At 66.2% G+C, this 14,236-nt stretch carries 12 protein-coding genes; 3 read left to right on the plus strand and 9 right to left on the minus strand.

Annotated elements, in window-relative coordinates; translation table 11 throughout:
- The first annotated feature begins 314 nt into the window (after positions 1-314).
- The gene (locus V6W80_RS09025) at positions 315-2,087 is read left to right on the plus strand and encodes a glycoside hydrolase family 5 protein (protein ID WP_338546674.1); all 1,773 of its coding nucleotides are present in this window, start codon (positions 315-317) and stop codon (positions 2,085-2,087) included.
- Between the two features lie 62 nt (positions 2,088-2,149).
- On the opposite strand, the gene V6W80_RS09030 is transcribed toward V6W80_RS09025, so the two are convergent.
- From V6W80_RS09030 to V6W80_RS09060, 7 genes are all read right to left on the minus strand, one after another.
- Complete coding sequence (locus V6W80_RS09030; RefSeq protein WP_338546675.1) at positions 2,150-2,701, minus strand: ATP-dependent Clp protease proteolytic subunit; 552 nt, start codon at positions 2,699-2,701, stop codon at positions 2,150-2,152.
- Positions 2,702-2,850: 149 nt separating this feature from the next.
- Positions 2,851-3,651, minus strand: coding sequence for a universal stress protein (locus tag V6W80_RS09035; protein WP_017642599.1), 801 nt, complete (start codon positions 3,649-3,651; stop codon positions 2,851-2,853).
- A gap of 137 nt (positions 3,652-3,788) precedes the next feature.
- Positions 3,789-4,940: an acyl-CoA dehydrogenase family protein gene (locus V6W80_RS09040; RefSeq protein ID WP_338546676.1), complete on the minus strand. Its 1,152-nt coding sequence runs from the start codon at positions 4,938-4,940 to the stop codon at positions 3,789-3,791.
- A gap of 11 nt (positions 4,941-4,951) precedes the next feature.
- Complete coding sequence (locus tag V6W80_RS09045; RefSeq protein ID WP_338546678.1) at positions 4,952-6,004, minus strand: enoyl-CoA hydratase/isomerase family protein; 1,053 nt, start codon at positions 6,002-6,004, stop codon at positions 4,952-4,954.
- Positions 6,001-6,897 (minus strand): 3-hydroxyisobutyrate dehydrogenase, encoded by an 897-nt coding sequence (gene mmsB / locus V6W80_RS09050; protein ID WP_257706260.1) that lies wholly within the window; start codon positions 6,895-6,897, stop codon positions 6,001-6,003. Before mmsB ends, V6W80_RS09045 begins: the two co-directional genes overlap by 4 nt.
- A gap of 13 nt (positions 6,898-6,910) precedes the next feature.
- Positions 6,911-8,425 carry a CoA-acylating methylmalonate-semialdehyde dehydrogenase gene (locus V6W80_RS09055; RefSeq protein WP_338546680.1) on the minus strand — a complete coding sequence of 505 codons (1,515 nt, stop codon included), beginning with the start codon at positions 8,423-8,425 and terminating at the stop codon, positions 6,911-6,913.
- Positions 8,422-10,155 carry an AMP-binding protein gene (locus tag V6W80_RS09060; protein ID WP_338546682.1) on the minus strand — a complete coding sequence of 578 codons (1,734 nt, stop codon included), beginning with the start codon at positions 10,153-10,155 and terminating at the stop codon, positions 8,422-8,424. Before V6W80_RS09060 ends, V6W80_RS09055 begins: the two co-directional genes overlap by 4 nt.
- Before the next feature lie 208 nt (positions 10,156-10,363).
- Here V6W80_RS09060 and V6W80_RS09065 point away from each other — a divergent pair, with 208 nt between their 5' ends.
- Together V6W80_RS09065 and V6W80_RS09070 are read left to right on the plus strand one after the other, a co-directional pair.
- Entirely contained in the window at positions 10,364-11,320 is a 957-nt protein-coding gene (locus V6W80_RS09065; RefSeq protein WP_184290842.1) for a LysR substrate-binding domain-containing protein, read from the plus strand.
- Between the two features lie 98 nt (positions 11,321-11,418).
- Positions 11,419-11,865, plus strand: a complete 447-nt coding sequence (locus V6W80_RS09070; protein ID WP_173148240.1) for a hypothetical protein — start codon at positions 11,419-11,421, stop codon at positions 11,863-11,865.
- A 29-nt stretch (positions 11,866-11,894) separates the two neighbouring features.
- Here V6W80_RS09070 and V6W80_RS09075 read toward each other — a convergent pair whose 3' ends face one another.
- Both V6W80_RS09075 and V6W80_RS09080 read right to left on the minus strand, forming a co-directional pair.
- Positions 11,895-12,845: a 2-hydroxyacid dehydrogenase gene (locus tag V6W80_RS09075; protein ID WP_338546684.1), complete on the minus strand. Its 951-nt coding sequence runs from the start codon at positions 12,843-12,845 to the stop codon at positions 11,895-11,897.
- Between the two features lie 54 nt (positions 12,846-12,899).
- Entirely contained in the window at positions 12,900-14,207 is a 1,308-nt protein-coding gene (locus V6W80_RS09080; RefSeq protein ID WP_231356241.1) for an Nramp family divalent metal transporter, read from the minus strand.
- Positions 14,208-14,236: the final 29 nt, after the last annotated feature.

The raw sequence follows: 14,236 nt of genomic DNA on the forward strand, positions 1-14,236 counted from the left end.
GGCGTCAGATTTCTGTCTTCGCGGGGTCGAAAGACCAACCAGGTGCCCGCTTTCCAAGCTGCGACCCTGTGTCGCGCACATTTGGTTACGTTTGCCGCAAGGGCTCTGTCCCGGTGCTTTCAGCGTTTCTTTGGACGCTGTGACTTCCTGTTGGATGAAAGGTTTCACTTGGCTGGCATATGACTTGTATTAGGTGAGACAACTGCAGGACGCAGAGCGCTTTTTTTGTCACGTCCCAGTGGCCTTACCTAAACCCAGGCTTTGCTCGTACACAAAGGACATCGACGCCACGCCTCCCAAAGCAGTACCTGTCCATGACACCTATTCGCTCCGTTGTTACCGCCCTTCGTCGTCCGCTCGCCGCGGCCGCTGCTGTCGTCGCGCTGTCCGCTGGCTTCGCCCAGGCCGAGCCTGTCAGCCTGGTAGGTCTGAATCTGTCTGGTGCGGGCTTCGCGCCCCAGGTGTTGCCTGGCATCAATGGCACCAACTATATCTTCCCGGTGGAAGCCTACTTCCAGCAGTGGAGCGCGCGGGGCGTGAAGCTGATTCGCTTCCCCATCATCTGGGAACGCCTGCAGCCACGCCTGGGCGGACCCCTGGATAGCGCCTACGTGGCCTTGGTGAACCAGACCTTCGGCTATGCGCAGAAGCATGGCATCAAGATCATCCTCGACCTGCACAACTACGCCCGCTATCGCGGTCAGGTGATAGGTACCAGCGGCGTACCCTATGCCCGCTATCAAGAGATCATGACCTACATCGCGCGGCAGTGGAGCGGCCAGTCCTCGCTGTACGCCTACGACATCATGAACGAGCCCCACGATGCCATGGCCTACTGGCCGACCGCGGCCCAGTACGGCATCAATGGCGTCCGGGCGGTGGACAGCACTCGGCCGGTGATCGTCGAAGGCAACGGCTGGTCGAGCGCCACCCGCTGGGCCGAATTCAACGATGCCCTGCTGGGGCTGAAGGATCCGGCCAACAACATCATCTTCTCGGCGCACTCCTACTTCGACGAGAACGCCGGCGGCAGCTATGACAAGACCGACGTCAACAAGCTCGATGCCAACTATGGCGTGACGCGGGTGAAGCCCTTCGTCGACTGGCTGAAGAAGAACGGCAAGCGTGGCTATATCGGCGAGTTCGGTGTCCCGGACAACAATCCGCGCTGGAACCTGCTGATGGACAACATGCTGGCCTACCTGAAGCAGAACTGCATTCCGGCCTCCTACTGGGCCGCAGGTCCCGGCTGGGGCAGTTACTTCATGTCGGTGGAGCCCATCAATGGCCAGGAGCGCCCGCAGTGGCCGACCCTGCGCAAATACCTGGACGACAGCAGCTGCACTGCCATCGGTCCAAACGCCAGTGGCAGCACCGCGCCGGCCGCCGGCGGTACCGGCACGGGCAACAGCGGCTCCACCGGTGGCAATGCCGGCGCCGTGGGCAATTCCGGTGGTGGCAGCGCTGGCAACACCGGCAACACCGGCAATACGGGGAGCAACGCCGGGGTCCAGATTCCGCCGAGCACCGGTGCCACCGCAGGCACTGTCACCTCGGTGGTCAACGACTTCACCAACCCGGACTGGCACAAGGGCGTGTTCCTCAAAAAGGCTGCGATCTCGGTACCCGGAACCGCGGTGAATCGCGCTGCCTTCAAGGCCGGTGCCTACCTGACCACCGCGGATGGCCAGGTACGGCGGATCTCCTCGGTGCAGGCCGGCAACAGCCTGGGCGTCTTCACCGAGGGCACGCCCTTCAACGGCAACGCCGTGGGCTATCCCAAGACCGTGACGGTCTCGCCCACCGGGGTGACCAGCGCCGCCAGCGTCAGCAGTGCCATCAACGACTTCACCAACGCCGACTGGAATCGCGGCGTCTACCGTCGCGCCGCGGCCATTTCCATCCCGGCGACCGCAGCCAATCGCTCGGCCTTCAAGCTGGGTGGCTCGGTACGCCTCGTCAACGGCCAGATCCTCAAGATCAGCTACGTGCAGGATGGGGCGAAAAGCCTGGGCGTGTTCTTCGATGCCAGCCGGCTGGATGCCAGCGTCGGCTATCCCAACACCCTGATGTCCTTCAGTCGCTGATCCTCGGGATCAGGCAACAAAAAACCCGGTGGCCATTGTCCACCGGGTTTTTTGTTGCCCGCTCAAAGATGGATGAAGGTGGTGACCTCTCCCGGTTGCACCCGGCATTCATCCACGGCATGGATCACCCCCGTGGTCAGAGCCGCTTCCGGACTCAGCAGCCGGGCGTTGGCCTTGAGGCAGCTGTGGATGTCCAGGGCCTCTGCGGCACCGGCGGTGCGCTCGGCGACGATGCGGGCATAGAGATCCAGGTCGTAGTCCAGGCACATGGCGTATTCGGCCATGCGTGCGTGGTCCACCGAGTTGTTCAGATTCCAGTAGAAGGAATGATAGAGGAACTTGCTGTGGCGACTGGCGGTACGCTGTTCACCGGCGAGAAAAAGGATGTTGCCCATGGATTCGACGGTACCCAGGTTGTGGGTGTGCACCGGTACCGGCAGGGACAGCAGGAAGTTGTACATTGTGAAGCCGTAGCTGCAATCGCCGCCCATGGTGGCAATCTTGAGCAGGATGCGCGAGGCGTCCTGCTGGACCGCCTGAGAGCACTGGGCGATCAGCTGGCCGCAACTGGTGGAATTGATGGGACCGGTGAAATGGATGACATGGGTGCTCATGGGGCCTACCGACGCGCCGGGGAGCCCGGCGGAAGGCGGGCTCTATAGGAGTTGCTTCGGCGACTTTCGGCCGGGCTTGAGTGCTGGCGTCGGCTGGCCGACGAAGCGCGTCCCAGACGGATGGGCTGCGCCTGAGCGCAGCCGCGATCTCAGCGCAGCAGGAGCATCGGCACTTCGGTCTTGTGCAGCAACTGGGTGGTGCGACTGCCGCGCAGGAAGCGCCAGACCGAGGAGTGGCTGTAGGCACCCATGATCAGCAGATCCGCCCGGCGTTCGTCGAGGTGGCGGGGGACGATGCGCTCCACGTCGCCATGGGCGACGGTGGTGTCCACCCGGCACCCGGCGCTGCGCAGCAGCAGGGCCAGGTCCTCCAGGCGCTTGCGCAGGATCGGATCGTCTTCGCCAACTCGCAACAGGGTACCGCTCATGCCGGCCAGTAGCGGACTGCGCGCCAGCGCCAGGATGCCCTGGTGAGTGGCTTCCCGCCCGTCGTAGGCGATGGTGAATTGCCGTGGCGGCTTGAACGGCCCCGAGCAGATCAGGATCGGCCGGTGCACGGCGCGCACCACGGCTTCCAGCTGGCTGCCGATGCCGCTGTCCCCGGAACGCTCGCCGCGCTTGCCGATCACCAGCAGGCGGGTATCGGCTTCCAGGGTCTTGAGGGTATCCACCAGGCCCTCGGGCCGCCGCAGGATCTGCGGGGCGGAGGTCAGGCCCTGCTGCAGCAGGCGCTGGCGGGCATTGAGCAACAGCGCCTTGGCCATCCCGGCACCGACATCATCGTCCAGATAGACCGGGGCGCCGTTGGCGACCTTCTTGCCGCTGCTGGCCGATTCCTGCACGTGCAGCAGGGTGACGGGTGCATCCAGCCGCCGCGACAACCAGGCGGTGTGGTCGCAGACGCTTTCGGCGTGAGGGGATCCATCGATGCAGGCGAGCAGGGAGGCCATAACGGTATTCCTTGACGAGACCGGGACCAGACACGATCCCTGTCAGGAGCGTAGCACCCGCCCAGCGCCTGCTGATGACGCTTGGGTGTCATCTTCGGCTTTTGCTGGACAGGTCACGGCCGTCATCCCGGACGCCCTCACATTTCGTAGCGATCGAGTTCCCGGGTGATCAGCAAACGCTGAATTTCACTGGAGCCTTCGTAGATCTGGGTGATGCGGATATCGCGGTAGTACTGCTCCACCGGATAGTCCTCCAGGTAGCCATAGCCGCCATGGATCTGGATGGCCTTGGAGCACACCCATTCGCCCGTCTCGGTGGCGAACAGCTTGGCCTGGGAGGCTTCGCTGAGGCAGGGCTCACCGGCCGTGCGTAGGCGCGCGGCATGCAGGATCAGCAGGCGCGCGGCGTTGAGCCGGGTGTGCATGTCGGCCAGCATGTTGGCGATGCTCTGGTGCTGGATGATGGCCTTGTCGAACTGGATGCGTTCGCGGGCGTAGCCCAGCGCCGCCTCGAAGGCCGCGCGAGCGATGCCCAGGGCCTGGGCGGCGATGCCGATGCGCCCGCCTTCCAGGTTGGACAGGGCGATGGCCAGCCCCTTGCCGCGCTCGCCCAGCAGGTTGGCCGCCGGGATCCGGCAGTTGTCCAGGGTGACCGCGCAGGTGTCGGAGGCGCGCAGGCCCATCTTGTCTTCGGTGCGCTCGACGCGAAAACCGGGAGTGTCGGTGGGTACCAGAAAGGCCGACAGGCCCTTCTTGCCCAGCTCCGGATCGGTCACCGCGAAGACGATGGCCAGGCCGGCGCGGCGCCCGTTGCTGACGAACTGCTTGCTGCCATTGAGCACCCAGCTGTCGCCGTCGAGGACCGCGCGGGTGCGCAGGTTATGGGCCTCGGAGCCGGCCTGGGGTTCGGTCAGGCAGAAGCAGCCGATGACCTTGCCAGCGGCCAGGTCGGGCAGCCAATGATCCTGCTGTTCGGCGGTGCCGTAGCGCAGCAGTGGGCCGCAACCCACCGAGCTGTGGATGCTCATCAGGGCGCCGAGGCTACCGTCGCCGGCGGAGATCTCTTCCACGGCCAGGGCATAGGCGACGTAGTCCATATAGGTGCCGCCCCATTGCTCGGGCACCACCATGCCCAGCAGGCCCAGTTCACCCAGTTGGGCAACCACGGCGTCGTCGATCCACTCGGCCTTTTCCCAGGCCCGGGCGTGGGGCGCGACCTCGCGGCGGGCGAAGTCACGCGCCATGTCGCGGATCATGCGTTGTTCTTCGGTGAGTTCGATGTCGTGCATGGAAGCCTTCCTCAGGAATGGCGAAAATCGGTGAAAAAGGCCGCGACGCGGCGTGGATCCAGATCCTGCCAGCGAGCCGGATTCCAGTGCGGCGTGCGGTCCTTGTCCACCAGCATGGCGCGCACCCCCTCGATGATCTCGCCCTTTTCGAACCAGCGGCGATCCAGGTGCAGCTCCAGCGCGAAACACTGCTCCAGCGACAGCCCGCCGCCTTGACGCAGCAATTCCAGGGCGGTGGCGACCGCCAGTGGCGAGCGGGCGTCCAGGGTGGCCAGGGTCTCCTGGGCCCAGTCGCGATAGGCGGAGCGGCTTTCCGCCTGCAGGCTGCCGCGCAACTCTTCCACGGTCGCCGCGGCGAAGTGTTCGGCGATGGCGGGGCGCAGGTCGGTCAGACGCGCCGACTCGGCCGGCGCCGTGGCGAACTCCTGCAGCAGGGCGGCCAGATCGGTCGGCCCCTGGGCAGTGGCCGCCTCCAGCCGTTGAAGGAGGTCGTCGGTTGTCGCTTCGGCAATGAAGACATCGGCCAGGCCGGCGGCCAGGGCATCGGCCGGACCGATCTGCACGCCGGTCAGGCCCAGATAGAGGCCCAGCTGATCCGGCAGGCGTGGCAGGAAGTGGCTGGCGCCGACATCGGGGAAGTACCCGATGGCGGTTTCCGGCATGGCCATGCGGGTGCGCTCGCTGACGATCCGCAGGCGCGCCGCCTGCACCAGGCCCATGCCGCCGCCCAGGACCAGGCCGTGGGCCAGCGCCAGCACCGGCTTGGGATAGCGGTGCAGCGCCAGGTCCAGGGCGTATTCCTCGGTGAAGAAGGTCAGGTGCAGGTCGTCGCCACGCTGGTAGCTGTCGTAGAGCGCACGGACATCGCCGCCGGCGCAAAAGGCCTTGGGGCCGTTGCCGCGCAGCACGATCACCCGCACGCCGGGGTCCTGTTCCCAGTCGCGCAGGGCTCCGTGCAGCGCGCGCACCATCTCCAGGTCCAGGGCATTGAGCCCGGTCGGGCGATCGAGGGTCAGATAGCCGATCCCGCCACGTCTTTCCAGCAGTACCTTGGCGTCGCTCATGCACCGTCCTCGTCCAGGTAGTCCTGGATGATGGCCGAGAAATCCAGGCCGCCGCCACCCGCGCGGCTGAATCTCTGATAGAGCTGCTGCGCAACCGCCCCAAGGATCACCGGCTGGCGCACGGCGCGCGCCGCCTCGGTGGCCAGGCCCAGGTCCTTGAGCATGAGTTCGGCGGCGAAGCCACCCTGGTAACCGCGCGAGGCTGGCGCCTGGGGCAGCACGTCCGGATAGGGGTTGTTGACCTCCGAACTCCAGCAGCGCCCGCTGCTGGTATTGATCACCCCGGCCAGGGTCTTGGCGTCCATGCCCAGGCGGGTACCCAGGGCCATGGCTTCGGCTACCCCGACCATGGAGATGCCCAGCAACAGGTTGTTGGCCACCTTGGCCACCTGGCCGTTGCCGCTGGCGCCGCAGTGCACCAGGTTGCGGCCCATGGCGGCCAGTAGCGGCTGGGCACGCTGGAAGCCGGCCTCGCTACCGCCGACCATGAAGGTGAGAGTCCCTGCCGCGGCGCCGCCGGTGCCGCCGGAGACCGGGGCGTCCAGCAGTTCCAGGCCGCGCTCGGCGGCGGCGCTGGCCACCGCCCGGGCGCTGAGCGGGTCGATGGTGGAGGAATCGATCAAGAGGGTGCCCGGCCGGGCACGGGCGATCAGTCCGTCCTCGCCCAGGTAGACCGTCTTCACCTGGGCGGCCGCGGGCAGCATGGTGATGATCACCTCCGCGCCACTCGCCGCCACGGCGGTGGGCGAGGCAGCGACCTCGGCTCCTTCGGCGCGCAGTGCGTCCAGCGCGGCGGTGGAAAGGTCATAGACGGTCAGCTGATGGCCGGCCTTGAGCAGGTTGCGGGCCATGGGCGCGCCCATGTTGCCCAGTCCCAGAAATCCCAGATGCATGCTGGCGTCTCCCTTACTTGAGGGTGATGGTGGTGTTGACGACCCCGGCGCTGCCGACGTCCTGCTCGTCGGGCCAGCGCGTGGTGATGGTCTTGGTCTGGGTATAGAAGAGCACCGCCTGCTTGCCATAGGGCCCCAGGTCACCCAGTTTGGAGGCGCGCGAACCGCTGAAGGAGAACAGCGGCACCGGTACCGGAATGGGCACGTTGATGCCGACCTGGCCGACGTCGATGTCTTCCTGGAAGCGCCGTGCCGCGGCGCCGGAGCGCGTGAAGAGGGCAACGCCGTTGCCGTTGGGGTTGGCGTTGATCAGGGCGATGGCCTCGTCGAGGGTGGCGGCGTGCATCACGCAGAGCACCGGTCCGAACAGTTCTTCGCGGTACAGGGTCATGTCGGTGGTCACCCCGGAAAACAGCGTCGGGCCGACGAAGTTGCCCTTCTCGTAGCGCTCAACCTGGATGTTGCGGCCGTCCAGCTCCAGGGTCGCGCCTTCGCTCAGCCCGCGCTCGATCAGGCCGCTGACCCGGTCCAGGGCCTGGCAGGAGATCAGCGGGCCGACATCGGTGCCGTGCTCGTGACCCGCACCCACCTTGAGGCTGCGCGCCTTGGCCACCAGGTCCGGCACCCAGCTGTTGGCTTCACCCACCAGCACCACCACCGAGACCGCCATGCAGCGCTGACCCGCCGCGCCGAAGGCGGCGCCCACCAGGTTGGCCAGGGTCTGTTCGCGGGGCGCATCGGGCATCACCACCGCATGGTTCTTGGCGCCCATCATGCACTGCACGCGCTTGCCGGCTTCGCTGGCGCGGCGATAGACATGGGTGCCGACGCGGGTCGAGCCGACAAAGGACAGCGCCTTGATATCCGGGTGATCGCAGAGGGCGTCCACCACCGCCGGTCCGCCATGGACCACGTTGAGCACCCCGGGCGGTACCCCGGCTTCCAGCGCCAGCTCGGCCAGGCGCATGGTCACCAGCGGATCCTGCTCCGAGGGCTTGAGGACGAAGGTATTGCCGCAGGCGATGGCCATGGGAAACATCCACAGCGGAATCATCGCCGGGAAGTTGAAGGGGGTGATGCCGGCGCAGACGCCTAGGGGTTGCAGCAGCGTATAGGTGTCCACCCCGCTGGCGACGTTGTTGGCCAGTTCGCCCAGTTGCAGATTGCCGATGGCCGCGGCGTGCTCCACTACCTCCAGGCCGCGGAAGACATCGCCCTCGGCGTCGGCCAGAGTCTTGCCCTGCTCGGCGGTGAGCAGGGCGGCCAGTTCGCTCATGTGTTCGCGGATCAGCTGCTGGTAGCGCAGGAAGATGCGTGCCCGGGCGCCGATGGGCGTCTTGCGCCAGGTGGCGAAGGCCGCCTTGGCACTGGCCACGGCGCGCTGTACCTCCTCAGGGGTGGCGAAGGGCACCCGCGCCAGCACCTCCTGGGTGGCCGGGTTGATCACTTCGCGGCCTTCGCGGCTGGTGGAGGTGACGAATTGGCCGTCGATCAGCAGCGGCACGTCTTTGATGGCGGTCTGGGTCATGACAGGGATTCCTGGGCGGTGGCAACGGAGGCCGGTGCAGGGTGGTTGGCGAAGTCTTCTTCGGCATAGTCGTGGAGGTCGGCTGTGCCAGCCGCGCGGCGCTGTGCCTCGCCCAGGCGCAGCTCGATGCGGCGGATCTTGCCGGACAGCGTCTTGGGCAGTTCGCCGACGAATTGCAGGCGGCGTACTCGCTTGTAGGGGGACAGGCAGCCACGGGCGAAGCCGAGCAGCTCCTGCGCGAGTTCAGGCGAAGGCGCGTGGCCGGCGGCCAGGATGACGAAGGCCTTAGGTACATTGAGGCGCAAGGGGTCGGGGCTCGGCACCACGGCCACTTCCATCACGGCCGGATGCTCGATCAGGGCGCTTTCTAGTTCGAAGGGGCTGATGCGGTAGTCCGCCGACTTGAAGACGTCATCGGCGCGCCCGACGAAGGTGATGTAGCCCTCGGCATCACGCACCGCGGTATCGCCGGTGCGGTAGTGGCCGTCCCGCATCACCTCGGCGGTTTTCTCCGGACTGTCCTCGTAGCCCAGCATCAACCCGGCGGGGCGCGGCTGCAGCGACAGGGCCACCTCGCCGTCGTTGCCCGGCTGGCCATCGGCATCCAGCAATTCGACGTGGCACCCTGGCAGCGGACGACCCATGGAGCCCGGCTTGAGCGGCTGGCCCGGGGTATTGCCTACCAGGGCGGTGGTCTCCGACTGGCCGAAACCATCTCTCAGGGTCAGCCCCCAGGCCGCCTGCAGGCTGTCGATGATCTCCGGATTGAGCGGCTCGCCGGCGCCGACCAGCTCCCGCAGCTGCAGCCGCTCGCGATAGGCGGCAAGGTCCTCCTGGATCAGCATGCGCCACACCGTGGGCGGCGCGCAGAGACTGGTGACGGGATAGCGCGCCAGCACCTCCAGCAGCGCCTGGGGCTTGAAGCGCGGCACGTCATGGATGAACACGCAGGCACCGGCATTCCAGGGGGCGAAGACACAACTCCAGGCATGCTTGGCCCAGCCGGGGGAGGAGATGTTGAGGTGTACGTCGCCTGGCTGCAGGCCGATCCAGTAGAGGGTCGACAGGTGCCCGACTGGATAGCTGCTGTGGCTGTGCAGGACCAGCTTGGGTCGCGAGGTGGTCCCCGAGGTGAAATAGAGCAGCAGCGGATCCGTGGCGAGGGTAGGGCCGTCCGGCAGGAAGTCGCTGGCGCAGGCGCCCGGTGCATAGGGCTGCCAACCGGCCACCGGCGACCCGACGCAGATCCGGGTAAGGCCCGGATCCAGACTGGCGCAACGCTCCGTATGGGCACTGCCCACCACCAGGTGAGCGATGCGCCCGCGCTGCACCCGATCCTGCAGATCGGCATCACTGAGCAAGGTGGTGGCGGGCACCACCACGGCACCCAGCTTGAAGGCACCGAGCAGCGTCTCCCACAGCGCCACCTCGTTGCCCAGCATCACCAGGATGCGTTCGCCGCGCCGCACGCCCTGGGCCCGCAGGAAGTTGGCGGTGCGATTCGAGGCCTGGCGCAGCTCGGCGAAGCTGTAGCGCTCTTCGCGACCTTCGGCGTCGAGTCGCCACAGTGCCGGACCGGCATGCTCCTCGGCCAGGCGATCGAAATGATCCAGTGCCCAGTTGAAGTGTTCCAGTTCCGGCCAGCGGAAATCGCGGACGGCAGTGGCGTAGTCGGTGCGATGGCGCAGCAGGAAGTCCCGCGCTGTGCGGAAGGCGTCGCCGGCCGTCATGGGCGATACCCCGCGGCCTGCAGGATCGAGAGGGAAGGGCAGCGTCCGGCCTGGCGCCGGGATGGGGCCTGAGGGTGGGTCATGGTTGCCTGCTCTTTATTGTTGTTGGGTAGCAGCGGGTCGCGCCGTCACCACTCGTGACGCGCCCTGGTAAGCAGTATAGTTCCGGCAAAAGTCTCTTGGCTTCCGACAAAAACGCCCGACCGACATGCAAAAATCCAATAACCCGGCAGCGCGTCTCGACTGGGACGATCTCAGATTCTTCCTCGAAGTCGCCCGCACCCAGAAGGCCAGCGCCGCGGCGCGGCGGTTGGGGGTCGATTACACCACCGTCTCGAGGCGTATCTCAGCCCTGGAAAAGGCGCTTGGTGCCCTGCTGTTCGAGAAGTCGCGCAGCACCGGCTTCAGCCTCACCATGGAAGGGCAGCGGCTGCTGGTGCACGCCGAAACCCTGGAAAGCACCCTGCAGACCGCCTGCGAGCAGATCTCCGATACCCGTCTGGCGCCTTCCGGCCAGGTGCGCATCGGTGCTACCGAAGGCTTCGGCAGCTACTTCGTCGCGCCTCAGCTGAGCTTCTTCCAGGATCGCTATCCGGGGATCACCCTCGATGTGCTACCGGTCCCGCACTTCGTCAACCTGTCGCGCCGCGAAGCCGACATCGCCATCACCCTGGAACGCCCCGAGCGCGGACCCTATGTCTGCCGCAAGCTGTGCGACTATCGCCTGCGACTCTACGCCACCGCCGACTACCTGGCCCGCCACCCGCCCATCGCGCAGCTCGCGGATCTGCACCGTCATAGGTTCATCACCTACGTCGACGATCTCGCCTTCAGCCCCGAGCTGCTCTATCTGGAGCGCATTCTGCCGGAGGCCAGCAGCGGCCTGCGCAGTACCAGCGTGATTGCCCAGTATCAGGCCGCCCTGTGCGGACACGCCCTGGCCATCCTGCCGTGCTTTGTCGCCGAGCCGGATCCGCGCCTGGTGGCGCTCCTGCCGGAACAGATCCAGATCACCCGGCAATTCTGGCTCTACTACCGCGAAGACTTGCGCCGCCTGCGCCGCATCACCCTGGTGACCGACTACCTGCGCGCCTGCACCGACGCCAATCGCGACTTCCTGCTCGGCGAAGCCCGCGCGCCGGTGCTGGGCTGGCCGGCGACCTGAGGCCCGGCGCCGATCGCTGCGGCACCCCGGGACCCGGCCGGGGTCTCAGAGCTGTCGGTCGTCCTTCGACGGCCTCCAGTGAACAGATGGGAACGGCAATGGAACGATATCAGGCATTGAGTCAGGCGCTGAGCAAGTCAGCCGAGCGGGAAGAAGCCTACTGGCAGGAGCTGGAGCGCCGCCTGCATGAATTGCCGGAGTGCTTCACCCGCTACCTGGGGCTCACTCCCGCGGATCAGGTCGATGCCGGGTTGGGCCTGGAAAAGCGCGTCGATGGCAACATCGTCCGCGAACTGGAAGTCTATGCGCGCTACGACCTCACGGTGATCGTCGATGACCTGGCCGGCACGCCCCAGACCTTCGCCATCGGGCTGTCCTTCTTCTATACCAACGACCACTTCGTGCTGAAGGAGCGCGACGGCGAATTCTCCGTTGCCCTCGAACCCCAGGACGATCCCGACCGATTCTGGGACGAAGGCTGCCGCGAGATCTACGATTCGCTGGCACGGCGGATCCGCAGCAAGACCCTGCCCGCCATCGAGTAGGAAAGGGCGGCCGCGCGGGTCGCCGCTTTTCAGACGGGAGTGACCAGGGTCCCGTTGGTGAAATAGCGCTCCACATTGGCCAGCACCAGGTCAGCCATGGCCTGGCGCGTCTCGTGGGTGCCGCTGCCGAGATGCGGGGTGAGGACCACGTTGTCCAGCGTCAGCAACGCCGTGGGCACCTCGGGTTCCTCGGCGAAGACATCCAGCCCGGCGCCGCCCAGGGCGCCGCTCCGCAGGGCCGCCACCAGGGCCGGCTCATCGACCACACTGCCGCGAGCGATGTTGATGAGATAGCCACGCGGTCCCAGGGCCGCGAGGATCCGCGCGTCGATCAGCCCATCGGTGGCGGGACCACCGGGCAGCGACAGCACCAGGAAGTCCGCTGCCTCCGCCAGGGCTTCGAGATCGGCATGATAGCGATAGGGTACGTCCGGTTGCCGATGGCGACCGTGGTAGGCCACTTCCATGCCAAAAGCCTCCACCCGTCGGGCGATGCCTTTGCCGATGTTGCCCAGACCGACAATGCCGCAGGTCTTGCCCGCCAGGCGCGAGGTCAGGGGAAACTTGCCCTGGCGCCAGTCGCCGCGGCGCACGAAACGATCCGCCGCACTGATGCCCCGCGCTACATCGATCAGCAGGGCGAAGGCGGTGTCGGCGACGCAGTCGTCCAGGACACCCGGAGTGTTGCTCACGAGCACGCCTCTGTCGCGCGCCGCGGCGATGTCGATGCTGTCGTAGCCCACGCCGAAACTGAACACCGCCGCCAGGGCGGGCAGGGCACTCATCAGTTCACGGGTCGCACCGTGCACGCCTGAGGTCACCACGGCCACCACGTCCTGGCCGCGTGCCGCGAGCAGTTCGGACTGATCGGGTGCTTCCCAGAGTCGTAGCACCTCATAACGGGTCTCTAGCGCGTCCTGCAGCGCAGGCAGCAGCGGACCCACCTGCAGCAACAGCGGACGTTGGTTCTGTTCAGCCATTTCTAGACTCCTTGAAAGAGAAGGGACGGCGAACCGCCCCTTGAAGCGGTGGGCTCAGCCCAGCAATTGCAGGCCCAGCTGGATCGCGACCCAGATCGCCAGCAGGGTGGCGAAACCCAGGGCCAGGTTCTCGAACCAGTTGTTGCGGTACTCGTCGCCCAGCAGCGACTTCTGGTTGGACATGATCAGCAGGCCCAGGGAGATCACCGGCAGGCCGACGATGTTCAAGGCATTCACGCCGATGGTCAGGGTCACGAAGTCGGGCATGCCCGGCAGCGACCACACCAGCGGCGTCACCAGGATGAAGAGCAGGAACCACTTGTGCGCCGGGTCCTTGTGAAAGGTCTTGCCATAGCGCTCGCGCCGTTCCGGACGGATGTGCTGCAGGGCATCGGTGATCAGCATGGGGAAGGCGGTGGTCTTGCCCACCACGCTGGCGAACAGGGTGGCGAAGACGCCGGTGAAGAAAATCAACCAGCCGCCCGAGCCGAAGAACAGTTCCAGCGCCGAGCCCAGGTCGTTCAGGGTGTTCACCTGCAGGCCGTTGGGTCTGAGGATTTCCACGCCGACGACCCAGATGGCCAGGTTGATGATGATGCCAACCACCACGGCGAACAGCAGATCGTTGCGCTGGATGCGCTTGTGCTCCGGGCCGGTCCAGCCCTTTTCCTTCATCACATAGGGATGCACGAAGTTGGCGATGGAACCGGCCACGGCGCCAATGACCGACACGGCCACCAGCAGAGCCCCATGCACGCCTTCGTCCGGCGGAATGCTGAAGCCGATGGTGCCGCGCAGGATACCGCCCAGGTCCGGGCCCGACATCACCGCCAGGGTGATGAAGGCCAGGGTCATGACCGCCAGCAGCACCTTCATCACGCCTTCGATCAGGGCATAGAAGTTCCGTCCCACCAGCAGCCAGACGGCGATCACCACCGCCACCGAGCAGAGCAGCGGATAGTCGACATGGAGAAGGGTGGCCAGGGCCTCGCCAGCGCCCTTGAGCATGTAGGCGTTGGTCAGGTGCCCCATGACGAGCGCGTACCCGAGCATGAACCAGGCGAACACCGGGTGCAGCTGGGCATAGCCTTCGAGGATCGACATGCCCTTGTTATTGCACAGCTGGAAGCGCGCGATGATGTTGACGATGAGAAAGCGCAGCAGCAGGGACACCGCCAGCACCCACATCATGGCGTAGCCGTAGTTGGCGCCAGCCACCGAAGAGGTGATGAGGTCGCCAGCGCCCAGCCAGGACAGCACCGCGATGATGCCGGGGCCCAGCAGCTTCGCCAGGCGGCGCAGGCCGGAGCCTTGCTCCTTGGCCAGAGGTACGGATTTTTCGACGGGACCGGATCGCTCCATTGGGGCGTTTCTCCTAACGATTGTTGTTG

It is taken from the genome of Pseudomonas benzopyrenica (assembly GCF_036884265.1).
Taxonomy (GTDB): domain Bacteria; phylum Pseudomonadota; class Gammaproteobacteria; order Pseudomonadales; family Pseudomonadaceae; genus Chryseomonas; species Chryseomonas benzopyrenica.